This window comes from Halobellus sp. MBLA0158 (assembly GCF_041477585.1).
In the GTDB taxonomy this organism is placed as follows: domain Archaea; phylum Halobacteriota; class Halobacteria; order Halobacteriales; family Haloferacaceae; genus Haloquadratum; species Haloquadratum rubicundus.
The window spans coordinates 2,944,679-2,968,455 of the sequence record NZ_JBGNYA010000001.1; the positions used below are offsets into that span (position 1 = coordinate 2,944,679).

27 protein-coding genes are annotated in these 23,777 nt (G+C 69.3%); 10 read left to right on the forward strand and 17 right to left on the reverse strand.

Annotation, left to right across the window (positions count from 1 at the left end):
• From gcvPA to OS889_RS15025, 6 genes are all read right to left on the reverse strand, one after another.
• On the reverse strand, nucleotides 1-1,344 hold the full coding sequence (gcvPA, locus tag OS889_RS15000) for an aminomethyl-transferring glycine dehydrogenase subunit GcvPA (RefSeq protein WP_372391131.1): 1,344 nt from the start codon (nucleotides 1,342-1,344) through the stop codon (nucleotides 1-3).
• Nucleotides 1,345-1,415: 71 nt separating this feature from the next.
• Nucleotides 1,416-1,796, reverse strand: coding sequence for a glycine cleavage system protein GcvH (gcvH, locus tag OS889_RS15005; RefSeq protein ID WP_372391133.1), 381 nt, complete (start codon nucleotides 1,794-1,796; stop codon nucleotides 1,416-1,418).
• A 1-nt stretch (nucleotide 1,797) separates the two neighbouring features.
• Complete coding sequence (gcvT, locus tag OS889_RS15010) at nucleotides 1,798-2,892, reverse strand: glycine cleavage system aminomethyltransferase GcvT (RefSeq protein ID WP_372391136.1); 1,095 nt, start codon at nucleotides 2,890-2,892, stop codon at nucleotides 1,798-1,800.
• 174 nt (nucleotides 2,893-3,066) lie between these two features.
• Nucleotides 3,067-3,558: a metal-sulfur cluster assembly factor gene (locus OS889_RS15015; protein WP_372391138.1), complete on the reverse strand. Its 492-nt coding sequence runs from the start codon at nucleotides 3,556-3,558 to the stop codon at nucleotides 3,067-3,069.
• Complete coding sequence (locus tag OS889_RS15020) at nucleotides 3,555-4,625, reverse strand: amidohydrolase family protein (protein WP_372391141.1); 1,071 nt, start codon at nucleotides 4,623-4,625, stop codon at nucleotides 3,555-3,557. Before OS889_RS15020 ends, OS889_RS15015 begins: the two co-directional genes overlap by 4 nt.
• A gap of 200 nt (nucleotides 4,626-4,825) precedes the next feature.
• Nucleotides 4,826-5,110 (reverse strand): DUF7999 family protein, encoded by a 285-nt coding sequence (locus tag OS889_RS15025; RefSeq protein WP_372391144.1) that lies wholly within the window; start codon nucleotides 5,108-5,110, stop codon nucleotides 4,826-4,828.
• A 158-nt stretch (nucleotides 5,111-5,268) separates the two neighbouring features.
• Between OS889_RS15025 and OS889_RS15030 the strand changes: the two genes are divergently transcribed.
• Complete coding sequence (locus OS889_RS15030) at nucleotides 5,269-5,757, forward strand: NYN domain-containing protein (protein WP_372391147.1); 489 nt, start codon at nucleotides 5,269-5,271, stop codon at nucleotides 5,755-5,757.
• Nucleotides 5,758-5,788: 31 nt separating this feature from the next.
• Here the strand turns inward: OS889_RS15030 and OS889_RS15035 are convergent, their stop codons facing one another.
• Complete coding sequence (locus OS889_RS15035) at nucleotides 5,789-6,259, reverse strand: ester cyclase (protein WP_372391149.1); 471 nt, start codon at nucleotides 6,257-6,259, stop codon at nucleotides 5,789-5,791.
• Nucleotides 6,260-6,369: 110 nt separating this feature from the next.
• Between OS889_RS15035 and OS889_RS15040 the strand changes: the two genes are divergently transcribed.
• The 3 genes from OS889_RS15040 (at nucleotide 6,370) to hmgB (ending at nucleotide 9,446) form a co-directional block, all read left to right on the forward strand.
• The gene (locus OS889_RS15040; protein WP_372391151.1) at nucleotides 6,370-7,218 is read left to right on the forward strand and encodes a TatD family hydrolase; all 849 of its coding nucleotides are present in this window, start codon (nucleotides 6,370-6,372) and stop codon (nucleotides 7,216-7,218) included.
• A 71-nt stretch (nucleotides 7,219-7,289) separates the two neighbouring features.
• Nucleotides 7,290-7,886: a DUF2150 family protein gene (locus OS889_RS15045; RefSeq protein ID WP_372391153.1), complete on the forward strand. Its 597-nt coding sequence runs from the start codon at nucleotides 7,290-7,292 to the stop codon at nucleotides 7,884-7,886.
• A 222-nt stretch (nucleotides 7,887-8,108) separates the two neighbouring features.
• Complete coding sequence (hmgB, locus tag OS889_RS15050; protein ID WP_372391155.1) at nucleotides 8,109-9,446, forward strand: hydroxymethylglutaryl-CoA synthase; 1,338 nt, start codon at nucleotides 8,109-8,111, stop codon at nucleotides 9,444-9,446.
• A 9-nt stretch (nucleotides 9,447-9,455) separates the two neighbouring features.
• On the opposite strand, the gene OS889_RS15055 is transcribed toward hmgB, so the two are convergent.
• Entirely contained in the window at nucleotides 9,456-9,677 is a 222-nt protein-coding gene (locus tag OS889_RS15055; protein ID WP_372391158.1) for a hypothetical protein, read from the reverse strand.
• A 53-nt stretch (nucleotides 9,678-9,730) separates the two neighbouring features.
• The gene (locus OS889_RS15060; protein WP_372391160.1) at nucleotides 9,731-10,438 is read right to left on the reverse strand and encodes a helix-turn-helix domain-containing protein; all 708 of its coding nucleotides are present in this window, start codon (nucleotides 10,436-10,438) and stop codon (nucleotides 9,731-9,733) included.
• Nucleotides 10,439-10,633: 195 nt separating this feature from the next.
• On the opposite strand from OS889_RS15060, the gene OS889_RS15065 reads away from it, so the two are divergent.
• Together OS889_RS15065 and OS889_RS15070 are read left to right on the forward strand one after the other, a co-directional pair.
• Entirely contained in the window at nucleotides 10,634-11,305 is a 672-nt protein-coding gene (locus OS889_RS15065; protein WP_372391162.1) for a metal-dependent hydrolase, read from the forward strand.
• A 49-nt stretch (nucleotides 11,306-11,354) separates the two neighbouring features.
• Entirely contained in the window at nucleotides 11,355-11,918 is a 564-nt protein-coding gene (locus OS889_RS15070) for a GNAT family N-acetyltransferase (protein WP_372391164.1), read from the forward strand.
• Between the two features lie 19 nt (nucleotides 11,919-11,937).
• On the opposite strand, the gene OS889_RS15075 is transcribed toward OS889_RS15070, so the two are convergent.
• Both OS889_RS15075 and OS889_RS15080 read right to left on the reverse strand, forming a co-directional pair.
• The gene (locus tag OS889_RS15075) at nucleotides 11,938-12,522 is read right to left on the reverse strand and encodes a DUF7978 family protein (protein WP_372391166.1); all 585 of its coding nucleotides are present in this window, start codon (nucleotides 12,520-12,522) and stop codon (nucleotides 11,938-11,940) included.
• 60 nt (nucleotides 12,523-12,582) lie between these two features.
• Entirely contained in the window at nucleotides 12,583-13,041 is a 459-nt protein-coding gene (locus tag OS889_RS15080; RefSeq protein ID WP_372391169.1) for a pyridoxamine 5'-phosphate oxidase family protein, read from the reverse strand.
• A gap of 101 nt (nucleotides 13,042-13,142) precedes the next feature.
• On the opposite strand from OS889_RS15080, the gene OS889_RS15085 reads away from it, so the two are divergent.
• Complete coding sequence (locus tag OS889_RS15085) at nucleotides 13,143-14,639, forward strand: replication factor C large subunit (protein ID WP_372391173.1); 1,497 nt, start codon at nucleotides 13,143-13,145, stop codon at nucleotides 14,637-14,639.
• A gap of 12 nt (nucleotides 14,640-14,651) precedes the next feature.
• Here OS889_RS15085 and OS889_RS15090 read toward each other — a convergent pair whose 3' ends face one another.
• The 5 genes from OS889_RS15090 to OS889_RS15110 all read right to left on the reverse strand — a co-directional run bounded on the left by OS889_RS15090 (nucleotide 14,652) and on the right by OS889_RS15110 (nucleotide 18,779).
• Nucleotides 14,652-15,191 carry a hypothetical protein gene (locus OS889_RS15090; protein WP_372391175.1) on the reverse strand — a complete coding sequence of 180 codons (540 nt, stop codon included), beginning with the start codon at nucleotides 15,189-15,191 and terminating at the stop codon, nucleotides 14,652-14,654.
• A gap of 71 nt (nucleotides 15,192-15,262) precedes the next feature.
• Nucleotides 15,263-15,997 (reverse strand): amino acid ABC transporter ATP-binding protein, encoded by a 735-nt coding sequence (locus tag OS889_RS15095; protein ID WP_372391177.1) that lies wholly within the window; start codon nucleotides 15,995-15,997, stop codon nucleotides 15,263-15,265.
• Complete coding sequence (locus tag OS889_RS15100) at nucleotides 15,990-16,820, reverse strand: amino acid ABC transporter permease (protein ID WP_372391179.1); 831 nt, start codon at nucleotides 16,818-16,820, stop codon at nucleotides 15,990-15,992. Before OS889_RS15100 ends, OS889_RS15095 begins: the two co-directional genes overlap by 8 nt.
• Nucleotides 16,821-16,851: 31 nt before the next feature.
• Nucleotides 16,852-17,745, reverse strand: coding sequence for a basic amino acid ABC transporter substrate-binding protein (locus OS889_RS15105; protein WP_372391182.1), 894 nt, complete (start codon nucleotides 17,743-17,745; stop codon nucleotides 16,852-16,854).
• A 197-nt stretch (nucleotides 17,746-17,942) separates the two neighbouring features.
• Complete coding sequence (locus OS889_RS15110; RefSeq protein WP_372391184.1) at nucleotides 17,943-18,779, reverse strand: COX15/CtaA family protein; 837 nt, start codon at nucleotides 18,777-18,779, stop codon at nucleotides 17,943-17,945.
• A gap of 121 nt (nucleotides 18,780-18,900) precedes the next feature.
• Here OS889_RS15110 and OS889_RS15115 point away from each other — a divergent pair, with 121 nt between their 5' ends.
• Both OS889_RS15115 and OS889_RS15120 read left to right on the forward strand, forming a co-directional pair.
• On the forward strand, nucleotides 18,901-20,022 hold the full coding sequence (locus tag OS889_RS15115; RefSeq protein ID WP_372391186.1) for a M24 family metallopeptidase: 1,122 nt from the start codon (nucleotides 18,901-18,903) through the stop codon (nucleotides 20,020-20,022).
• 105 nt (nucleotides 20,023-20,127) lie between these two features.
• A complete protein-coding gene (locus tag OS889_RS15120) occupies nucleotides 20,128-22,371 on the forward strand; it encodes an NADP-dependent malic enzyme (protein ID WP_372391188.1) in 2,244 nt (747 codons plus the stop codon).
• A gap of 7 nt (nucleotides 22,372-22,378) precedes the next feature.
• On the opposite strand, the gene OS889_RS15125 is transcribed toward OS889_RS15120, so the two are convergent.
• Nucleotides 22,379-23,074 carry a ribonuclease HI gene (locus OS889_RS15125; RefSeq protein WP_372391190.1) on the reverse strand — a complete coding sequence of 232 codons (696 nt, stop codon included), beginning with the start codon at nucleotides 23,072-23,074 and terminating at the stop codon, nucleotides 22,379-22,381.
• Nucleotides 23,075-23,194: 120 nt separating this feature from the next.
• Between OS889_RS15125 and OS889_RS15130 the strand changes: the two genes are divergently transcribed.
• Nucleotides 23,195-23,719: a CBS domain-containing protein gene (locus OS889_RS15130; RefSeq protein WP_372391192.1), complete on the forward strand. Its 525-nt coding sequence runs from the start codon at nucleotides 23,195-23,197 to the stop codon at nucleotides 23,717-23,719.
• Nucleotides 23,720-23,777 lie beyond the last annotated feature (58 nt).

Sequence of the window (23,777 nt, forward strand, 5' to 3'; positions counted from 1 at the left end):
TTAGACGGCCTCCGCGAACGCCTCGACGAGGTCGTCCGCCCGTCCGGCGTTCACCTCGGTTACACACACCTGAAGCCGGTGGTCGCCGACGACGTGGACCGCGAAGCCCTCGGCTTCGAGGTCCGAGGCGATGGCCGGCGCAGGCTGGTCGGTGCGGACCAGGAATTCCCGGAAGTGGTGTCTGTCGTGGACGGGGGCCTTGATGCCCTTGAGGTCGCCCAGCCGCTCTGCGAGCGACTCGGCCTCGCGGACGCACTCGCTCGCGAGGTCGACGAGGCCGTCGGCGCCCAGGAGCGCCAGGTGCATCGCCGTCCGCAGGGCCACCCACGCCTGGTTCGTGCAGATGTTCGAGGTGGCGCGCTCCTTGCGGATGTGCTGTTCGCGCGTCTGGAGCGTGAGCGTGTACGCCCGTCGCCCGCTTTCGTCCTCGCCGGCGCCGACGAGTCGGCCGGGCACCTGCCGCAGGAAGTCCTCCCGCGTGGCGAACAGGCCCAGGCCCATCCCGTAGGCGGTCGGGAGCCCGAGCGCGTCGGCCTCGCCGACGACGACGTCGGCGCCGACGCTCGCCGGCGGTTCGAGGAGTCCGAGCGCGACGACGTCGGTGCCCAGACAGAACAGCGCCCCGGCGTCGTCGGCGACCTCGCCCACGGCCGACAGCCGTTCCTCGATCGTTCCCCGAACCGTGGGGTTCTCGGCGTAGATCATCGCCGTCCCCTCGCCCGCCAGGTCGGCCAGGGCCTCGACGTCGACGTTGCCGTCGTCCATCGGATACGTCGCGACCGAGAGGTCGGTCCCGTCGACGTAGTTGTCGAGGACCGCGCGCTTGTTCTCGTGGAGGAGTTCCGGGACCAGCACCTCGGTGCCGGAGACGCGGCGGACGCGGTCCGAGAGCCGCGCCGCCTCGCCGAGCGCGGTCGCGGCGTCGTACATCGAGCAGTTGGCGACGGGCAGTCCCGTCAGCTCGACGATCATCGACTGGTACTCGAAGAGCGCCTGCAGGAAGCCCTGGGTGATCTCCGGCTGGTACTGCGTGTAGGACGTCAGGAACTCCGCGCGCTCGGAGAGTTCGTCGACGACCGACGGGACGTAGTGGGTGTGGTGGTCCCGCCCCAGGAACTCCGTCAGGTCGTCGTTCTTCGCGAGCGTCGCCGACAGCTCCGCTCGGAGCTCGCGCTCGCTCCGCGGGTCGATCCCGAGGTCGCCCTCGAACCGGACCTCGGGGGGGACGTCGAACAGTTCCTCTTCGCTCTCGACGCCGACCTCGTCCAGCATCGCCGCCGTCTCCGCGGGGGAGTGCGGCGTGTACGGACTACCGTCGGCGTCCTCGTGTCGTCGCTTGCTCATAGGTTCGTCTGGGGGCTCCGTTCGGATGCGCGTTGCGGTCGCGGTCGCATCGAGTGCGCGTTCCCGAACGCTCACTCGGTCTGTTCGCGGTACTCGTCGGCCGAGAGAAGATCGTCGAACGCGCCGTCGTCGCTCACGTCGACCTCCAGCATCCACCCGTCGCCGTAGGGGTCGTCGTTCACCAGCTCGGGCCGGTCGAACAGCTCTTCGTTCACCGCGGTGACGGTGCCCGAGATCGGCGCGTAGAGGTCCGAGACGGCCTTGATCGACTCGACGACGCCGAACTCCTCGCCCTGTGTGATCTCGTCGCCGACCTCGGGGAGCTCGACGAAGACGACGTCGCCCAGTTCGTCCTGGGCGAAGTCGGTGATGCCGACGGTCGCGGTGTCGCCGTCGGTGGTCGCATACTCGTGCGATTCCAGGTACTTCCGGTCTTCGGGTACTTCGAACATATTAGTCTTCGATGAATGGTGTGGATACGACTTCCGCGCGCTTCTCCTGGCCGCGGACGGCGACCGAGAGCTCGGTTCCCGGCTCGGCGAGGGCCGCCGGGACGTAGCCGAGCGCGATCGCCTCGCCCAGCGTCGGGCTCATCGTCCCGCTCGTCACGTGGCCGACGGGTTCGCCGTCCGCGAGTATCTCGTAGCCGTGGCGGGCGATCCCCCGCTCGCGGAGGATCAGCCCGGCGAACGCCTCCTCGACGCCGTCGGACGCCACCCGCGCGAGGGCGTCGCGGCCGACGAACTCCGTGTCGAGGTCGACGGTCCAGCCGACGCCCGCCTCGTAGGGGTTCCGGGGCTCGTCGTCGGGGTCGAAGTCCTGTCCCGAGAGGAGGAATCCCATCTCGGTTCGGAGGGTATCGCGCGCGCCGAGTCCGCACGGCTCGCATCCCTCGGCGTCGACGAACGCCTCCCAGATCGCTCCGACCTCGTCGGTCGGACACAGGATCTCGAAGCCGTCCTCCCCGGTGTAGCCCGTCCGCGACACCCACGAGCGGACGCCCGCGACGTCGGCGTAGGCGCCCTCGCCCCACGAGAACGGCTCGACGTCGGCGTCGGTCTGGGACCCGACCGCGTCGACCGCGTCCGGCCCCTGGACCGCGACCATCGCCCACTCGTCGGTCTCGTTTTCGACGTCGGCAGCGAGATCCCACTCGTCGCGGTGGTCGACCCAGCGGCGGTACGCTTCCTCGTCGTGACCGGCGTTCGGCACGAAGAGGTACCGTTCCCCCTCGTCGGGGAGGCGGTAGACGATCGTATCGTCGATGATGGTTCCCGACTCGTCGGTGATCATCGCGTACTGCGAGTCGCCGACCGAGAGCGCGGACACGTCGTTCGAGGTGAGCCGCTGCATCAACGCCGTCGCGTCGGGCCCCGTGACCGTGATCTCGCCCATATGCGACACGTCGAAGATGCCGACCGACTCCCGAACGGCCGCGTGCTCGGTGCGGATCGAATCGAACTCGACCGGCATCTCCCACCCGCCGAAGTCCGTGAACCGCGCGTCGGCGCCGTATGCGCCCGACAGCGGGGGCTTCCGAAGGGCCATACCGGACGGTCGGGTTGCGGCAAGAAATGTTTTGGTATGTCGGCGCCCGGAATCGGAGGAATAAATCACATAGCGCGATATGAAATCTGATTCAGGAGGCGACCGGTACGGCGCGGAAGGCTCTACGCGGCGCGACCGCTCTCGGGGAGAGAATCTGGAAAAACGAGAGGTACGCTACGCGTCGGACGAGGCGGTGCTCTCGGTCGGTCGGTCAGTCTGTTCGGCCCGTTCGCTCTGTTCAGCCTCGTACCGCGCGGCCTGCTCGTCGAGGAGGGCCTGGCGCTTTTCGGTCGCCGCCTCGGACATCAGGTCCTCGCTCCACTCGAAGCCCGCGTCGGTGTCGAGGTCGACGCTCGCGACGCCGTCGAGGTCGCTCACGCGGCCTTCGACCTCCTCGTAGAAGTACGGGACCATATGGCACATCGGGGAGGTAAGGCGCATCCGCACGCGGACGTCGCCGCCGTCGACCTCGACGGCCTTCACGAGCCCCAGTTCGACGATGTCGAGGTTCGAGCCGGTCGCCGCGCTGCAGGGATCGACGACGTCGCGCAAGCGCTCGCAGATCCGGTCTGCGGACACGCTCCCGTCCGCGTCGATCCGGTCGACGTTGTCCGTGGGAGCGGCGGGTCCGACGTCGTCGCCGGCCCCCTCCGCGTCGGCGCTCATCCCGCCACCTCGAAGTCCGTCGACTCCCACTCGTCTGTGAGTTCCTCGGTACTGTACTCGTCGCCCTCGATGTCCGACTGGATCTCGTCGATGTCGAAGCCGTGGGCCTCCGCCCAGTTCTCGCCGAGGATCTTCTTTTTGTCCTCCTGGGTGATCTCGAAGGTGCCGGCGAAGCCCTTCATCTCCGGGAAGTCGTACTCCCAGAACCGTTCGAGGAGGAGGCCGGGGTGGAAGTGCGGCGCGCCGGTCCCCCAGAGGATCTTGTTGAGCGCCTGCTTGCCGCCGCCGTACAGGAGGTCTTCGAGCGTCTCCGCGAACGACTCCGGCGAGGTGACGAGCTCGGCCAGCGTGAGTTCGAGGTTGACGTAGACGTTGGGGTGGCGGGCGATCTGCCAGCCGGTCTCCTCGGCGAAGGAGAGGCCGCCGTGGACGATCTCGAAGGTGAGGTCCGGGAACGACGCGGCCGCCTCCTCGACGTCGCCGACCTTGTAGGAGTCCATCGGGACCGCGCCGAACGGCAGCGCCTTGTGGACGGCGACGACGTCGAGGCCGAGGTCGGCGGCGTGCTCCCACAGCGGGAACGCGACCTCGGGGTCGTCCATCTTGAAGCCGTGGTGGGTGCCGTCCTGCTCCCAGTAGGAGGGGTAGACCTTCACGCCGTGGGGGTCGAACTCCTCGACCTGACGGGTCAGTTCGGCCTGCGGGTCGTCGAGTCCGACCGCGTCGATGCTCGCCAGCGCGGCGGTCCGATTCGGGTTGCGCTCGACGAACTGCTTGGCCTTCGCCTCTGCGGTGAGGCCGTCGTGGAACACCGTGATCGACTGCGGGTGGATGACCGCGAAGTCGGTGTGGCTCTCGCGGAAGACCGCGTTCTCGGTGTTCTCGATCGGCCAGTCGCCGAGGAACGACTCGTCGGTCCGCCGGTACCCGTCGGGCATCTTGCTCTCTAAGGCGAGGCCGATCTCGGCGACCTGCTGGGCGTACCGGGGCACCCGGAAGTTCGATTCTGTCTGGTTGTACGCGTGCGTGACGGCGTCCGCGACGAACACGTCGTCCAATCCGTCCATACGACCGTAATGATAGACGGTGATGATAGTTGTTTGGGGTACGTCGCAGTCGGGCGATTACGCGGGAGCGAGGGAGAGAAAGCGCGTCGGGGCCGGCGTCGACGAGGAGAGCGTCGGCGGAGACAGCAGGCGGTCGAGATCGAGAGCGTCCGCGGTCGGGGCGTCGGCGGTCGAGAGCGGCCGAAGCGGCGACGGAGCGATCAGCTCCCCGCCGCGGACTCGGCTTCGGTCCCGTCGGCGGAGAGCCGCGGCGTGACCGCATCGGCCCGCCAGACGTTCCCGCGGCGCCCGACCCGCGAGAGGTCGAGCCGCACCGACTCGCCGCTGGTCAGCGACGCGAGCGCCTCCCGAGTCGCGTCGTCGGCGTAGTCGACGAGGTGGTACGTCGCGTTGGTCCCGGTCGAGCGGACCGTGACCGCGTCGTGGCCATTCATTTCCGATACGATAGTGAACGAACTGGCACCTTCGATCAGTTCTGAACTCATTCTGTTCAACGAATTCTCTTTTTTCCGTATAAATCTACCCTACTAGGTGTAATAGGTGTATGGATAAGATATCTCAAATGCTCTGTCGTCGCGCCGGCGGCCGTTCGAGCGAGGCCGCGCATCGTCGGCGTTATGTCGGTCCCCGCGGTAGCGGGGCTATGGACCTGCTGGGACGGCTGTTCGGCGCCGAGGACGAGGAGCCGCGGATCGCGCTCTTCGTCGACGGGCCGAACGTCCTCCGCGACGAGTTCGACGTCGACCTCGACGACGTGCGGGAGGCCGCCGCGGAGATCGGCCAACTGACCGCCAAGCGGCTCTACCTCGACGAGCACGCGACGCCGGGGCTGATCCAGGCCGCCGAGGCGCGCGGCTTCGAGGTGATCGTCACGAGCGGCGACGTCGACGTCCGGCTGGCGGTCGACGTCACGCGCTTCGTCGTCGAGGACCGCGCCGACGTCGTCGCCGTCGCCTCCCGGGACACCGATTTCAAGCCCGCGCTGGAGGCCGCGAACGCCTACGGCTGCCGGACCCTCGCGATCGCCCCGGGGGAGTTCGGCCGCTCCGACGCCCTCCGCAACGCCGCGACCGAACGGGTGACCCTGGAGTCCGGCGACGACGGGCCGACCCTCGTCGGCTACGACGGGTAGCCCGGCCCTCCGGGTGGACGCCGACCGCGGCTCACAGGGTCTCGCGGACCGCCCCGGAGATCAGACTCGGGATCTCGCCGATGACCTCGGGGAAGGTGAGGCCGAGCTGCGCCGTCAGTTCCTGCTGGTCGTAGTACCCGCGGATGGATTCGATCCCCTCCGCGGAGAGCTCTACGACGCTGACGCCTTCGAGGGCGATCGTATTACCCGTCGGCGGGAGTCCCTCGCGCATCCCCTCGTGTGTCCCGTGCATCGTCCACTCCTCGATCCGGACGTCGTCGGACTCGACGTCCAGGAGGCGCCGCTGCTCGAACCGGAAGTCGGGGAACCGATCGGCGGTGAGCCGAACGAACTCGCCGATTTCCTCGCCCGAGATCGGCCCGTCGAAGAGTGGGTCGACGTAGGTCCCGCCGTCGGCGAACTGCGCCATCACGGTTTCGGGGTCGTGATCGTTCCAGCCCTCGATGTACCGATCGTGGAACGCGGTCTTGTCGTCGGGCATCGTGTGTCATATCATAACACTACACAATCATATTTCGGGACGAGGGCCCCTCAATCCGCGGTCAGAACCGAAGCGAGTGGCCTTTCTGCCCGCCGTTTCGAACCTCGTGTATGGAAGACCTCGGAACGCCGGTACTCGACAATCACCTCCACCTCGATCCGGAGCACGGCCGCGGGCTGGACGCCGTCCGCGACTTCCGCCGACTGGGCGGCACCCACCTGCTGGTCGTGAACAAGCCCTCCTGGCACCTCGGCGTCGAGCCCGAGGCGGGAGAGGACTTCCGCCCGGTCTTCGAGACGACGACCGAGGTCGTCGCCGCCGCGAGCGACCTCCTCCCCGGCCGGGCCTGGCCCGTGCTGGGCGTCCATCCCGGCCTGATCTCCCGGCTCGTCGACGAGCGCGGCTTCGACCCCGACGAAGCGGCGGACCTGATGTGCGCGGGCCTCGACCGCGCCGCCGAGTACGTCCGCCGCGGCGACGCGCTGGCGCTGAAGTCCGGGCGGCCGCACTACGACGTCTCCGAGGCCGTCTGGGCGGCCTCGAACGACGTGATGCGCCACGCCTTCTCGCTGGCGGGCGACCTCGGCTGCGCCGTCCAGCTCCACACCGAAGCGACCGACGACCTGACCGAGGTCGCCGAGTGGGCCGAAGAGCGAGACGTGCCGGCCCACAAGGTCGTCAAGCACTACGCGGGCGGGCGGCTCGCGGGGCCGACCCCGAGCGTGATGAGCGAGAAAGAGAGATTGGAAATCGCCGCCGCGGCGGGCGATTCGTTCCTGATGGAGACGGACTTCGTCGACGACCCCGACCGACCGGGTGCGGTCCTCGGGCCGAAGACCGTCCCGCGGCGCGTCCGCTGGCTCCTGGAGGAGGGCTACGACGACGCTGTCGCGAACGCACACGTCGAGACGCCTGCCCACGTCTACGGGATCGACACCGAGGCGACGCTGGAAGCGTAGCGGGGGTGTCGGCGGCGGACTCGCGACAGTCGACAAGAAAGGCATTTGAATCCCGGCGGGAATGGTGGAGTATGACCGAGGCCGAAGAGACCTACTACACCGAAGAACGCTGGCAGAACTGGCTCTCGCGCGTCGAGGAGGAAGACCTCGATCCCGAGAACGAAGACTCCGCGCGCCTGCTCTTGAACCTCCAGGACGACGCCGCCATCGCGGTGGCGAAGATCGTCTCCGCCTTCGAGGAAGGCCGCCTCGACGAGGAGGAAGCCATCGAGGAGCTCGAACGCGTCCGCACGATCGTCCTCTCCGAGCCCGATCTCGACATCGAGGACGACGCCGCGCGCGAGGACAAAGAGATGCTCGTCGACGGCGTCCAGACGAGCCTGGTCTGTGTCTTCTACGCCGCGGAGGAGTACATCGTCGCCGGCGCCGCCGAGGAGGTGCCGCTCACGGAGTACGTCGAGGCCGCCGCGGCCGCCGAAGCGGAAGACGATATGGACGCCGCCCTGGGCTATCTGGTGCAGGCGGGGACCCGCATCATCGAGGGCGACGAACTGGACATGGCCGTCGCCGAGGACCTGGAGTACGGGCTCGTCTCCGAGTGGGTCAACGGCCTCGACAGCCTCCAGAGCGCGATGAGCGACCCCGAAGTCGTCGAAGAAGAGGACTGACGGGACTGCCGGCGGCCGCGACACGCCGGCGCTCCCCGCTCTTCGGAGCGGGCGCGTCGCTCCACCGCGGCGCCGCAGGTAGGTCGATCCGGCCTCTCGACCGCCGACGGCGAGCTGTTTTCTCTCGATCCGGGATCCGGTCCGCCGCACGCCGGCCGGAGTTAGACGATCGTCGACAGCGCTATCGACAAATCAATAAGCGGGACGCGAGATAGCGGACGTATGACTGCCGTCGGCATCGACGCCATCGAGATCAGGACCGGGAAGCTCCGCCTGGACCTTCCCAACACGTTCGCGCCCGTGAAGGGCGAAGACCCCGGGAAGTACACGAAGGGGATCGGCATCCAGTACTCCTCGCTGCCGGACGTCTACGAGGACATCGTCACGATGGGCGCCAACGCGGCGAAGCGCCTGATGGACCGCAAGGGCCTCACGCCCGACGACATCGGGCGGATCGACGTCGCGACCGAGTCCGCCTTCGACAACTCCAAGCCCGTCTCCACGTATATCGCGGGCTGTCTCGAATCCGTCTACGACGGCGACTTCCACCACGCGAACAAGGGCGAGCGGAAGTTCGCCTGCCTCGCGGGGACCCAGAGCATCGACGACGCCTACAACTGGATCCGCGCCGGGCGCAACCGAGGTCGAGCGGCGCTCGTGATCGCGACCGACACGGCCCTCTACGAGCGCGGCGACCCCGGCGAGGCCACGCAGGGCGCGGGCGCGGTCGCGATGCTGATCGACGAGGATCCCGACATCGTCGCGCTCTCGACCGAGCAGGGCTACGGCAGCGCCGACGAGACCGACTTCCTCAAGCCGAATCAGCAGTTCCCCAGCGTCGACGGCCAGCGCTCGATCCAGGTGTACCTCGCGCGGATGCGCGAGGCGCTCGAAGACTACGAGTCGGTCGCGGGCGAGACCCACCCCGACGACTTCGTCTACTTCCCGTTCCACACGCCGTACCCGGGGATGGTCCGGAAGGCCGCCCTGCTGGGCTACCGCCACATCACCCGCGACACCGAGATCGAGGACGCGCTCGCCGACGACATCGGGATGCAGCCCCGCGAGGGCGACTACGCCGACCGCGAGGACTACGAGGACGCGATCCGGGCGTACATGGACGAACTGAAGGAGACCCGGCGGTACCAGGAGTGGTACGAACAGGCCATCGAGCCGACCGTCGACATCTCGGGGCAGGTCGGCAACTGGTACACCGGCTCGGTCCACGTCGCCCGGCTGTCGGCGCTCCGGGCGGCCGCCGAGCGCGACGCCGACCTCGCGGGCGAAAAGCTGTTGGTCGGATCCTACGGGTCGGGCGCGCAGGCGGAGATCCACAGCGAGACCGTCCAGGACGGCTGGCGCGAGGCGATCGACGCGGTCGACGTCGAATCGCAGCTGGACGCCCGCTACGACCTCGACTTCGAGGAGTACGAGCTCGTCCACGACGCCCACAACCACGAGAAGGACGTCGACATCGAGGAGTTCACCCAGCCCGACGGGGAGTTCGTCTTCACCGGCTGGGGCCGGATGAATGAGCGGCGCTACGAGTACGTCGAGTAGCGGCCCCGATCAGCAGCAGCCGTCCGCGTCCGGGTCCCACTCGCAGGCGTCGCCGCGCATCAGGTTCTCCTCGTCGACGTACGCCGAGAGGCACGCGTAGTTGCAGAAGTACGTGGGCGAGCCGCAGTCGTCGGTGCAGTCGCGGACGCAGACCGGGTCGTGAGCGAAGATCCGCGAGTCGCAGTAGGCGCAGGCTTCGTCCGCCGCGGGCGTCGTGATAGTCGTTGCCATAGGCGACGTTCGATCCCGAGCCGGGAAAACGTTTCTCGGGTGTTGGCGCCGCCCTACGGTAACCGCCGGAGGTCCTCCAGCATCTCGTCGAGGTCGCGGTTCGAGATCGCCAGCGAGAAGCCGTCGATCGTCGCCAGCGAGGGCGCGTGCTCCCAGAGGTCGTCCTCGGTGAGGCCGTGGAGCACCACCGCGTTCGGCGTCGGATTGACGACGCGCATCGCGACCAGCGGCGACTCGCCGCGCGTGACGCCGGTGAAGACGAGCGCGCGCGAGGTCGACTGGCCGTAGAGGCGGTAGAACTCTTCCGAGGAGAGGCGGGTGATCGCCTCGATGCTGTTGATGACCGTGTGGCCGCTGATCCGGTCCTGGTCGCCGCGGACGAGCTCTGTCGCGTCCATCGCGTCGTAGAGCGTCTCCAGGGGGATCGACGTCGGGTACTCCCGGAGGTCCTGGACGATGTCGCTCTCGAAGCCCGCGGAGATGACGCGGGCGTACTGGCGGATGCGGCCGCCGCCGCGTGACTCGTCGATGTCCAACAGCGCCTCGACCATCCGCCGGACGACGCCGATGCCGGGGCTCTCGCGCCGCCCGCTCTCGTAGTCGGAGATCACGGACGAGGAGACGTCCAACTGCTCGGCGAGGGCGGTCTGGGAGACGTCGAAGTCGGTCCGCCACTTCCTGAGCGTGGCGCCCGGATCGTCGCTCAGCGTGATCTCGCCCGCGATCCGGCGGGCGAGGTCCTCTCTGGGCACTGTGGTCACGACGCGGTGCCTCCCGCGCCGGAGAGCGCTCGACACATCCTTGCCTCACCTGAGCGAGGCGGCCGCAAAAGCGTATCGAAGGGAGGGTTCGACGAACGCCGGGTTGATAAACGGCGCACGCGAGGACGCCGTTCGCGACGCGGCCGAACGCGCGTTCGGGGAACGTTCAATACGGCTCGCGCGTCAGATGCGCGCGTGCCCTCGACGCTCGTCCACGTCTCGATCGCGCTGCTTTTGGCGGCGGCGCTGCTCGGCGAGTCGTTCGACGGCCGGAGCGCGCTCGTCGTCGCCGCGGCGACGGTCCTCCCCGATCTGGACGTCGCGCTCGAACCGCTGCTCTCGGGCGCGCACCGCTCTGTCGGCCACACGTTCCTGTTTCCGGCGCTCCTGCTCGCCGTCCTCGTCTGGGACGTGCGCTTCAGGTCCCAGTCGGCGCTCCGCGAGCGGTACGGCGCGCGCGGCGTCGAGGTGGCGTTCGTCGCGGTCGCGTGCGTCGTCGGCGCCGCGATCGTCCCCGACCTCGTCGTGGGCGGCATCAACGCCCTCTACCCGATCCACGACCAGTTCTACACGGTCGACGGCCGGCTGTTCTACTCGACCGATCGGGGGTGGGTCCAGACGTTCGTCGACCTCTCGCCGCCCGAGCCCGAGTCGGGGTCGGGATCGCAGCCGCGGACGACCCGGAACTTCGACTTCCGGACCGTGCTCGACGCGGAGCCGACCCTCGGCGTCGAGAACGGCGGCGACGGGGGCGGCGGAGAACCACAGCGGGTCGAGCGGCTCTTCCCTGTCGCGATGACGGGATTCCGGGCGTGGCTCATCCCGCTCGCGGCGTTCGTGACGGCCGTGCGGCTCCGGCGGGCGTGAGCGAAGAGAGATGGGAGCGCTCTTGGCGTCGCGCGGCCGAGCGTGACCGATGACTGGCGAGGCGGACGCGGGCGACGGCGATATCGACATCGACATCCGACCGTACGATCCGGCGCGCGACGACCGCGCGCTGTGGGCGCTCAAGACGGGGTTCGAGCGCGGGATCGGCGCGGAGACCGGCGGCGACGAGAAGGAGAGCGCCTACGAGGCGAAACTGACCGACGACTACCGCGAGCGCTGGCTCGCGTGGGTAGAGCGGTGCGTCGACGAGGATCCCGACTGCGTCGTCGTCGCCGACGCGTCAGCGGCCGATACGGAATCGGACGGGACGGGCGAGAGCGACCCGCTCGTCGGCTACGCGTTCGTCCTCCCGGAGTCGCTCTCGTTCATCTGGGACGCCGCCGTTCTCAACGAGATCTACCTCGCGCCCGCCTCGCGCGGGACGGGCGTCGCCGACGACCTCTTCGAGGCGGTGCTCGCCTGCGCCCGCGGGCAGGACCTGCCGCTCGACCGACTGGTCTTGGACGTCGATCGCGAAAACGAGCGGGCGCGGGCGTTCTACGAGCGCTACGGCTTCGAGCACTGGGGCGAGATGGTCGCGCGCGGGCTGTGAGCCGAGGTCGACCGTTCAATCACTCCCCGGACGCGAACGAGCCGAGCGCGCCGCCGACGCCCCCGAACACGAGCGGGTAGACGATCCCCGCCAGGAGGATCGCGGTCACGAGCGTCGGTCCGGCGTCGGTGTCGCCGACCGAGATCGCGAAGAGGAACGCCCCGACGACCGACAGCGGGAGATACGCGACGACCGCGGTCGCGCCGCCGACGGCGCCCGACAGGAGGTCGTCGCTCCGGCTCGCGACCGCGACGAGCGCGCCCGCGAGGACGAGTAGGACCGGCGGCACGAGGAAGAGCCAACTCGGGAAGGTGTCGCCGCGGCCGACGAGGTTCACCGCGCTGGAGCCGAACAGGCCGGGGATCTCGGTGGTGACGAAGTGGGCGTTGAAGAACACCCAGCCGACGAGCTTCCAGGTGCCGAAGTCGCCGGTGGCGATCTCCAGGATCCGGGCCGCAAAGGAGTTCGCGATCTGCTGGCCGGTCACGGCGTAGGTGAGCGCGTAGCCGATCAGGTACGACAGGAGCCCCCCGACTCCGCCGTACAGCACGGTTCGACCGTCCGGTGCGATGCCCTGCGACGGCGACGATTCGGAGCGTGACATCGCTTGGACGTGAGCGCGCTCCCGTAGGAATCTTCTGGTCGAAAGCGGGGCGCGGACCGCTCACTCGATACCGATCGAGGGCTTCTCGCGCCGCCCTGTGACCTCCTCGGCGTCGAGGCGGTAGAGTTGGTACGCCAGGTCCCGCGCGGGCTCGTCGTAGATCGTGAAGTAGGGGATGTCGACCGCGCGGATCGACTCCACGACGGTCCCGTCGATGGCCGCCTCGGGCACCTCGGTGAGCGGCCCGCGGACGACGACCGACGCCCAGCCGTCGTCCCCCTCGACGGCGACGACGAGCGCGGCGCCGTCGGACCGCGAGACGAACCGGCGCTTTTCGGACTCCTCGGCGTACCCGAACCGGAGGTACACCGCGCGCTCGTCGGCGTCGTAGCCGTACGACATCGGGATCGCGTACGGCTCGTCGGCGTCGGCCAGCGCCAACACCCCCACGCCGCCGGTGCCGAGCAGGTCGTCGATCGCCTCGCGGTCCATCGCGATCGCACTGTCGTCGTCGCTCATACCCGACAGTTCGCCCCGTTCGGTCATAAAACATCGCGTGAGTAACAGGACTGACGGCCCCCTCCGCAACCACTAAACGCGCCTCCGACCACGTTCCGGTAATGACCGACTGGACGGAGACGTACCGCCCGACGACGCTCTCGGAGGTCCGCGGCAACAACAAGGCCCGCGACGCCCTGCGGGAGTGGGCCGAGACGTGGGAGGACCACCGCGAGCCCGTCGTCTGTCACGGCGCCCCGGGCGTCGGCAAGACGTCGGCGGCGCACGCGCTCGCGAACGACATGGGCTGGGAGGTCGTCGAGCTGAACGCCTCCGACGAGCGGACCGCCGACGCCATCGAGCGCTACGCCGGGCGCGCCTCGCGGAACGCCACCCTCTCGGGCTCGGCCGGCGGCGACAGCGGCGGGCGACAGCTCGTCGTGATGGACGAGGCCGACAACATCCACTACCAGTACGACCGCGGCGGCGCGCAGGCGGTCACGCAACTGCTGAAGGACGCGAATCAGCCGATCGTCCTCATCGCCAACGAGTACTACGAGATGTCTCAGGGCCTGCGGAACGCCGCACGGGAAATCGAGTTCCGCGACGTCTCCGCGCGGTCGATCGTGCCCGTCCTGCGGGACATCCTCCGGAAGGAGGGGATCGGCTTCGACGAGGAGGCCCTAGAGCGGATCGCCGAGGCGAACAGCGGCGACCTCCGGGCGGCCGTGAAGGACCTCCAGGCGAGCGCCGAGGGGGCGGACCACGTGACCCTCGACGACGTCACGACCGGCTCGCGCAACCGCGCGGTGGGGCTCTTCGAGTTCCTCGACGCCGTGCTGAAAGAGGAGCCGGCGCGGGAGGCGCTCCAGACCGCCTACGACGTCGACGAGACGCCCGAGGACCTCCTGAAGTGGGTCGAGGACAAGGTCGGCCTCGTCTACGAGGGCGAGGAACTGGCGCGCGCCTACGAGTTCCTCGCGAACGCCGACGTCTGGACGAGCCGCGTCTACGCCACCGACTACGACTACTCCTGGTGGCGCTACGCCACCGACAACCTCGCCGGGGGCGTCGCGGCCGCGCGCGACCACACCCGCGGCGGCTGGACCCGCTACGGCGGCGCGCCCTACCGTTCGACGCGGGATTCGACCCGCGACGAGGTCGTCCGCGCGATCGCGGAGTCGGGCGGCTTCTCGATGTCGACCGCCCGCCTCGACGTCCTGCCGTTCCTCGCGGCGATGACCCACCACTGCAAGCCGCGGGACCTCACGGTCGCGATGGCCGCGTGGTACGACCTCGACGAGGCCGCCGTCTCCTATATCACCGGCAGCGGCGAGACGACGAACAAGGTGCAGTCGATCGTCGAGGACGCCGCCGACCTCCGTGCGGACGCGGTCGAGGAGCACGCCGGGGGCGCGTTCGCCGGCGGTCAGAGCGAACGGGAGCACGGCGACGGAGCCGACGAGACCGACGGCGACGGCGACGGCGACGACACCCAGCAGACTCTCGATGCGGACGTGATGGACCGCGAGAGCGACGACGGCGGCGACGAGTCCGAGAGCGAGGCCGACCCGGCGGCCGACGACGACGGCCAGGCCGGGCTCTCGGACTTTATGTAAGTCGGCGGACGCTCACGCGACGGAGCCGGACCGATCGAACCGGGTCGCCGTCGCGTCGACCACGACGCCGAAGAGCGCGCCCGGGACCGCCAGGAGCGCGCCGAGGACGGCGCCCAGGACGTTCCCGGTCAAGAGTAGTCCCGCGAGCGCGCCCCCGACTCCACCGGCGGCGTACCCGGTCGTGGCACACCACACGGCCCGCGCGGATCCGGTCTCGCGGAGCAGGACCGTCGCAAGGGCACCGAGGGCGATCGGGCCGCCCTCGAAGACGAGCGCGACGACCGTACCGACGAGGATCCCGCCGAGCGTGAAGCGGGCGAGCCCGAACGCCGCCGCGAGCGAGAGGTCGGGCGTGCCCGGGTTCGTGCCCGACCACAGCGAGGCGATCCCGACGACGACCGCGAGCGCGTGGACCGCCAGGAGCGTCGGGAGGAGTCGGCGACCGGTCAGTTTCGCGACGAGTAGACCCACGCCGGCGAGGAGGGGGAGGGCGAGCGCGACGGCCGCCGCGCCGAGGAGCGCGACGAAGCCGGCGCCGGGGACGTTGGTCATACGCTAGGCTACCGAACCGACCGGTAAGTGCTTTGTCGGGAACGGAACGACGGCGGGGGCGGGCTCGCCGCTCAGAGGATCTTCGAGAGGAACCGCTCGCCGCGTTCGGTCTGGGGGTTCTCGAAGAACGACTCGGGCGCGCCGATCTCGACGACCCGGCCCTCGTCCATCAGGACGACCCGGTCGCCGACCTCGCGGGCGAAGCCCATCTCGTGGGTGACGACCATCATCGTCATCCCGTCCTCGGCGAGTCCGCGCATCACGCCGAGCACCTCGCCGACGAGCTCGGGGTCGAGCGCGCTCGTGACCTCGTCGAAGAGCATCACCTTCGGGTCCATCGCCAGCGCGCGAGCGATCGCGACGCGCTGCTGTTGGCCGCCCGAGAGCTGATTCGGGTAAGAGTTCGCCTGCCCGAGCAGGCCGACGTCTTCGAGCAGTTCCTCGGCCCGACTCCGCGCCTGCTCCTTGCCGATGCCGCGGACCTTCCGGGGCGCGAGCGTGACGTTCTCCAGGGCGGTCTTGTGCGGGAAGAGATTGAACGACTGGAAGACCATCCCGATCCGTTGCCGAAGGCGATTGATGTCGCCGTCGGGGTCGGAGATGGACTGGCCGTCCAGGCGGATCTCGCCCGCCTGGATCTCTTCGAGACGGTTCGCACACCGAAGCAGCGTCGACTTCCCCGAGCCCGAGGGCCCGACGACGACGCAGACCTCGCCGTCTTCGATGTCCAAGGAGACCTGCTTGAGGACGTGGGTGTCGCCGAAGTACTTGTCGATGTGATCGAACTCCAGGAGGACGTCACTCATTCGTATCACCGCCCCAGTCGGCGCGGTCTTCGAGGTACTCCACGAGCCGGCCCATCGGGATCGTGATCGAGAGGTACGCGATCGCGACCAAGACGAGCGGCGTCCACGGGTCGAACGTCGCGCTGTTGACGTCGCGGAACTGTTGGATCAGTTCGGGTATCGCGATCACCGTGAGAAGCGAGGTGTCCTTCACGAGGATGATCTGGTCGTTGCCGACCGCCGCGAGCGCGTTCCGCCAGGCCTGCGGGATGACGACCTCGCGCATCGCCTGCACGTAGCCCATCCCGAGCGAGCGCGCGGCCTCCATCTGGCCGTCGGGGACCGCGCCGATCCCGCCCCGGACCGCCTCGCCGACGTACGCCGCGTGGTTGAGCGTCAACGAGATGATCGCCGTCGGGAGCCCCCAGTTCTGGATCGGGAACGTCCCCGGCCACAGCGTCGGGATCCCGAAGTAGACGACGAAGATCTGGAAGAGCAGCGGCGTCCCGCGGAAGAACTGGACGTAGGCCGCCGAGATGCCGTTCGTGATCCGGGTCTTCGAGACGCGCGCGAGCCCGACGAAGATACCCGAGGTGACAGAGAGGACGCTGCTCGTGACGACGATGCCGAGCACCAGCCCGTAGGCGCCGATGAACTGCGGGAGGATCGTCGGGATCAGCCCGTAGTCGACCTGCGACGACAGGATGTAGAGCACCAGGAGGACGACGCCGAGCGCGAAGAAGCTCGACAGCCCGACGCCGAGATACTTCAGCGTCTGATCGTCGAAGAAGCCGTCGGCGACAGCGTTGGCTTCCGGCGATGCGCTCGAGTATGAGTCTGCCATAGCTGGGTGGAGAAGGCGAGGGTAGTTGAGGTTATCCCGCGAAGTACTCGGAGTAGATCTCGTCGTAGGTGCCGTTCTCCTTGATCGCGGCGAGCGCCTCGTTGACGCGTTCGAGGAAGGCGTCGTCGTCCTCGCGGAACGCGATGCCGTAGTTCTCGATGGTGAGCGTCAGGTACGGCGGGGCCTCCTGGTCGCTCTCGGCGGCGGCGCCCTCGCCTTCGAGGAAGACCACGTCGTCGCGCTGATTGGCGAACTCGGCGTTCACCGTGTTGTCGTTGATGACGGCGTCGACCTGGCCGTTGATGAGCGCCTGGAACGCGCCGGAGATCTGGTCGTAGCGGTTCAGTTCGAGGTTGCCGTCGAACTCCTCTTGGAGCTCTTCTGCGGCACCGGCGCCGGTCGTCCCCTTCTGGACGCCGACCGGACGGCCCTCCAGATCGGCCTTCGAGGTGATCTCGCCGTCGTCGCGGACGATGACGGTCTGGTAGGCCGTGAAGTACGGATCCGAGAAGTCGACCTTCTCGTCGCGGGTCTCGTTGATCGTCATCGCCGACATGATGATCCGGAAGTTGTTGTTGTTCAGCGACGGGATGATCGAATCGAAGCTCGTGGGCTTGAACTCGTAGTCGACGCCCAACTGGTCCTCGAAGATCGCCGCCGCGATGTCGACGTCGAAGCCGGTCAGTTCGCCCGAGGTCGTCTCGTACTCGAAGGGGCGGTACGGGATGTCCGAGCCGATCACGACCGTCTCGGGGACCACGGATTCGGTGGTCTCCGCCTGGGTCGTCGACTCCGTGGAGCCGCCGCTTTCGGTCGTCGATTCGCCGTCTCCGGACTGACCGCTCGATCCGCCGCCGGTACAGCCGGCGACGAGACCGCCGGCCAGAACGCCCGCTCCGGTCTTCAGGTACGTCCGTCTCTCCATAACAACGTCGTGTTATAGAGAGGAATATAACAACGTGTCGTTTCGGTACACGTCCGTTCACCCATCGGACGCCTTTCCGACCGACCGTATGACACGACGCCACGAGCCGCGGCGCATTCGACAGATCGCCAACGGATCAGTCGCGACCGCGGCCGCGATGCGCCGGATGCGTCGACCGCTCGAAGGCGGCGCCGTCGTCAGTTCCCGAGTGCGCCCCGGGCGTCCGCGCCGTCCGCGCGCCGGAGCGCGACCCACGCGAGCGCGACGAGGGCCAGCGCGGCCAGCGTCCCGCCGAGGGAGACGTACTGGAGCGTCCCGCCGTACACGAGCCGCCCGACGACGAGCAGCGCGACGACGACGAACGCCGCCGAGCCCGCCAGCCGCCGGACGCGCGTGGCGGCCGCGTCCGCGGACCCCGCGGGGCGGGTCGCCGACCACACCGCCGCCGAGAGGAGCGCCGCGTAGGCGCCCAGGCCGAGCAGGTAGTAGACCGCCTGGACGGTCGGCCCGAACGTGACGAAGGCGTGCGGCGTCAGAACGACGAGCACCGGGAGGAGGACGCCCGCGGCGGCGAGGGCCGTCCGCGCGCGCGTCGGCGTCGCGTCCGAGTCGCCGTACGCCCACGCCGCGGCGAGCGCGACGCCGGTGAAGATGAGCGACGCGGTGCTGAAGTGCGCCAGCAGGACGACCCACTGGTAGGTCGTCACGGTGAGCGCGCCGAGGATGATCTGGGAGGGCAGGAGGAGCGTCGCCCCCGCGAGCGCGAGGCGGATCCGCCAGTCGGCGCCGCGCCGCCACGCCGAGACGGTCGTCCCGAGGACGACGAAGCCGGTGACCATCGCGACGAGGCGGTGGAACCACTCGACGAAGCTGCTCCAGTTCGCCGGGAAGAGGCCGAGAAAGCCGTCACAGAGCGGCCAGCGCCCGGCGCAGGTCAGCCCCGCGCCCGACGCCGCGGTGTACACGCCCAGCACCATCAGAATCCCCGTGAGCGCCGCCGAGACCCCGACGAGACGACGAAGACGCGCGTCCATACGTCCCGGGTCGGGCCCGGAGCTACTTGAATCGCTCTTTCGGTTCGGGCAGGTGAGAACGGCCCCTCCGCGGCGGCCGCGTTTCGACACGTTTCAAACCCCGGCGACGAAACGCGGGGGTATGACAGCCGAGACAGGACGGCTCGACCACCGGCGCGAGCGCCTCGCCGAGTTCCTCGACAGCGAGGGCCTCGACGCCGTCTGGTTCGGCCGGCCGAACTCCTTCGCGTGGCTCACCGGCGGGAGCAACGTCGTCAGCCGCACCGCCGACGTGGGGGTCGCCGCCGCCGGCTACACGCGGGACGACGGATTCGTCGCCGTCACCGACAACATCGAGGCCGAGCGCCTCGCGCGCGAGGAACTCCCCGACGCCTTCGACGTCTCGTCGGTGCCGTGGTACGAATCCTCCCTCGCCGAGGCCGTCGCGGACGCCACGGCGGGCGACGGCGCGGCCGACTTCGACGTCCCCGGGCTGGGAGGGATCGACGCGAGCAGGCTCCGGCGGCCGCTGTCGCCGACCGACTGCGAGCGGTACCGGTCGCTCGGCCGCGACGTCGCCGACGCGCTCGAACGGGTCGCGCGGGAGCTCCAGCCGGGCGACACCGAACACGAGGTCGCGTCGGGCCTGCGCGTCTCGCTCGCGACCCGCGGGGTCGAGGCGCCGGTCGTCCTCGTCGGCGGCGCCGAGCGCGCGCAGTCGTATCGCCATTTCACGCCCTCCCGGAGCGAACTCGGCGGGTACGCGGTGCTCTCGGTGACGGCCGAGCGCGGCGGCCTCCACGCCAGCGCGACCAGAACCGTCGCGTTCGCGGACGCGCCGGAGTGGCTGTCCGACCGCCACGAGGCCGCGATGCGCGTCGAGGCGACCGCGCTGGACGCCACGCGGCAGGCGGTCGACGCCGACGACGAGCGGACCGCGGGCGACGTCTTCGAGGCGATCAGCGACGCCTACGACGCCGTCGGCGAACCCGACGAGTGGCGGAAGCACCACCAGGGCGGCGCCGCCGGCTTCGCCGACCGCGAGTGGTTCGCCGCGCCCGACGGCGACGAGCGGGTCGAGGCGCCGCTCGGCTACGCGTACAACCCGACGGTTCGCGGGGCGAAGTCCGAGGACACCGCGCTGCTCACAGAGCGCGGGATCGAGGTCATCACCGAGACGGGCCAGTGGCCGACCGAGACCGTCGGGTCCTGTCTCGACGACGATTTCGAGGTCGAGCGGCACGCGGTCCGCAGGCTCGATTGAGTCGAAACGGGGGCCGCGACGACTCGCCTCCGAGTTACTCTTCGTCGTCTGTCGAATCACCGTTCGACAGATAGCTTTTTTTGTGCCGCTGTCCTCGCCGCCGCTATGGGACTCGACGACGACGCGCGGGAGTATCACCGCGAGGATCCTCCCGGCAAGATCGAGATTTCGACGACGAAGCCGACGAACACACAGCGAGACCTCTCGCTGGCGTACTCCCCGGGGGTCGCCGCGCCGTGTCGCGACATCGACGCGGACGCGAACCGGGCCTACGAGTACACCGCGAAGGGCAACCTCGTCGGCGTCGTCTCGAACGGCTCTGCGGTCCTGGGCCTCGGTGACATCGGCGCGCAGGCCTCAAAGCCCGTGATGGAAGGCAAAGGCGTCCTGTTCAAGCGCTTCGCCGACATCGACGTGTTCGACGTCGAACTCGACCTCGACGATCCCGGCGAGATCGTCGACACCGTGCGCGCGATGGAGCCGACCTTCGGCGGCATCAATCTGGAGGACATCAAGGCCCCCGAGTGCTTCGAGGTCGAATCGCGCCTACGCGAGGAGGTCGACATCCCGGTCTTCCACGACGACCAGCACGGCACGGCCATCATCTCGGGCGCGGCGCTCCTGAACGCCGCCGACGTCGTCGGCAAGGAGCTCGACGACCTGAACGTGGTCTTCTCCGGCGCGGGCGCGTCCGCGATCGCCACTGCGCGCTTCTACACCTCCCTCGGCGTTCGGAAGGAGAACATCGTGATGTGTGACTCCTCGGGCGTCATCGGGACCGATAGAGAAAATCTCAACGAGTTCAAGTCCGAGTTCGCCACAGACACCGACGACGACACTCTCGAAGATGCGATGGACGGCGCCGACGTCTTCGTCGGCCTCTCGGTCGGCGGCATCGTCTCCCAGGAGATGGTCGCCTCGATGGCGGAGAACCCGATCGTCTTCGCGATGGCGAACCCCGACCCCGAGATCAGCTACGAGGACGCCAAGGCCGCCCGCGACGACACCGTGATCATGGCGACCGGCCGCTCGGACTACCCGAACCAGGTCAACAACGTCCTCGGATTCCCGTTCATCTTCCGCGGCGCGCTCGACGTGCGCGCGACCGAGATCAACGAGGAGATGAAGCGCGCCGCCGCCGAGGCGCTGGCCGACCTCGCGCGCCAGGACGTCCCCGACGCCGTCGTGAAGGCCTACGGCGACCAGCCGCTCCAGTTCGGCCCCGACTACGTCATCCCCAAGCCGCTCGACCCCCGCGTCCTCTTCGAGGTCGCGCCCGCGGTCGCGGCGGCCGCGATGGAGTCGGGATCCGCCCGGACGGAGGTCGACCTCGAAGCCTACGAGGAGCGCCTCGAAGCCCGGCTCGGCAAGTCCCGCGAGATGATGCGCGTCGTCCTCAACAAGGCGAAGTCCGACCCCAAGCGGGTCGCGCTCGCGGAGGGCAGCGACGAGAAGATGATCCGCGCCGCCTACCAGATGCAAGAGCAGGGCATCGCCCACCCCGTGCTGGTCGGCGACGCCGACGAGATCGTCGCGACGGCCGCGGACCTCGGCCTGGACTTCCAGCCGGAGGTCGCAGACCCCTGGGACGGCGACTGGGACGACTACGCCGACCGCCTCTACGAGCTCCGCCAGCGCGAGGGCATCACCAAGCGCGAGGCCCACGAGCTGGTCCGCGGCGACAGCAACTACCTCGCCAGCGTGATGGTCGAACAGGGCGACGCCGACGCGATGCTGACGGGGCTGACCCACCACTACCCCTCGGCGCTGCGGCCGCCGCTCTCGATCATCGGCACCGCGCCGGACGCCGAGTACGCGGCCGGCGTGTACATGCTGACGTTCAAGAACCGCGTCATCTTCGCGGCCGACACGACCGTCAACCTCGATCCCGACGCCGACGTGCTCGCCGAGATCACGAAGCACACGGGCGAGCTCGCCCGGCGGTTCAACGTCGAGCCGCGCGCGGCGATGCTGTCGTACTCGAACTTCGGCAGCGTCGACAACGACGGAACGAGAAAGATCCGCGACGCCGTCGAGTCGCTCCACGGCGACGACGACGTCGACTTCCCGGTCGACGGCGAGATGCAGGCCGACACGGCGGTCGTCGAGGACATCCTCAACGGCACCTACGAGTTCTCCGAGCTCGACGAGCCCGCGAACGTGCTCGTCTTCCCGAACCTGGAGGCGGGCAACATCGGCTACAAGCTCCTCCAGCGGCTCGGCGGCGCAGAGGCTATCGGGCCGATGCTCGTCGGGATGGACAAGCCGGTCCACGTCCTCCAGCGGGGCGACGAGGTGAAGGACATCGTCAACCTCGCGGGCGTCGCCGTCGTCGACGCGCAGGAGTAAGAGCGACTCAGTCGCTGGCGCGTCCCTCGAACCGCGACGGCGGCGGGTACTGGGGCTCGGTGTCGCTCGCGCCCTCCCCGGGCGTCGACCGGCCGGCGTCACGGGCCTCGGCGGCCCGGTCGGCGCCGATCGGCTCCGGGATCACACAGCGGTCGGCCCGTCGGTTCACGTGGGCGTACTCGTCCGGGGCGTTCGCGAGCGGGTGAGCGGGGTTCTCACGGCCATCGATCCGCGCCGCCCGGAGCTCGGCGAAGCCGGCGATCCGAGCGCAGATGCCGCGCCAGTGGGTCTCGCTGCCCGGCGGGGCCCGGTTCCGTCCGCTGGGCCGCCACTCGGCGGCGCCGCCGGCCCCCGCGAGCACCTCGCCGTTCACCGCCGCGGCGAGGGCGTCGTGATCGACGAGGACGCCGACGCGGGCGTCCGCGGGCGCTCGGGCCGCCAACACGTCGAGTCCGAGGTGGAGTGCCCGGTACTCGGCGACGTTGTTGTCGGGCGCCGTGTCGGGAAGGGACAGGCGGGCGACGCGGGTGCCGTCCCGCGCTTCGATGACGACCCCGAGCCCCCCCGCGTCGCCGTCGCGGCGATACGAGCCGTCGGTGGCGACGTAGAAGTGTCGATGGTGGGTGCGCGGGGGGTGTGCGATGTGCGGCGTCGGCGAGTCATCGAACAGGTCACGGAGCGTCGACCGGCCGTGAGCGGCCATACGTTCACTATCTCGCGCTGATTCTTAAATATGACCCAGGGCGCCGGGCGATTCGATTGCCGGCGGCGCGGCCGATCCGCACCGGAATTGTTAGCCGGCCGGGCGACGAACCGGGTCGGTATGGCCCGCATTTCCGAACTGACCGCGCGCGATCTGATGACCGGAGACGTCGAGACCGTCTCGCCCGACGACGACGTGAGCGAGGTCCTCGGCCGGCTCGCCGAGGCGGAGTTCAACGGCTTCCCGGTCGTCGACGACGACGGCGCGCTCGTCGGCATCGTGACCCAGCACGACCTCGTCGGCCTCTTCGAGGTCCAGGACCGGACGCTGTGGATCCCCGTCGGCTTCCCGCCGTTTATGGAGACGCTCACCTACGCGATCGACGTCTCCTGGGACGACCTCGACCTGGGGATCGACCTCCTCCGGAACGCGGACAAGCCGATCCGGGAGGTGATGACGGCGGAAGTCGTCGCGGTCGGCCCCGAGACGCCGCTGGACGACGTCCTCGATCTGCTGGCGGACGACGACCGCGACATCAACCGCCTGCCCGTGGTCGAGGACGGTCGCGTCGTCGGCATCGTGGCCCGCCAGGACGTCATCCGCGCGATCCGCGACGAGCGGCGGGCCGCTGATGCGGACGCGTAACGCAGACGCGGGCGGGGAGCCGACGACCGAAACGGAGTGACCCCCCGCGAGACGAAAC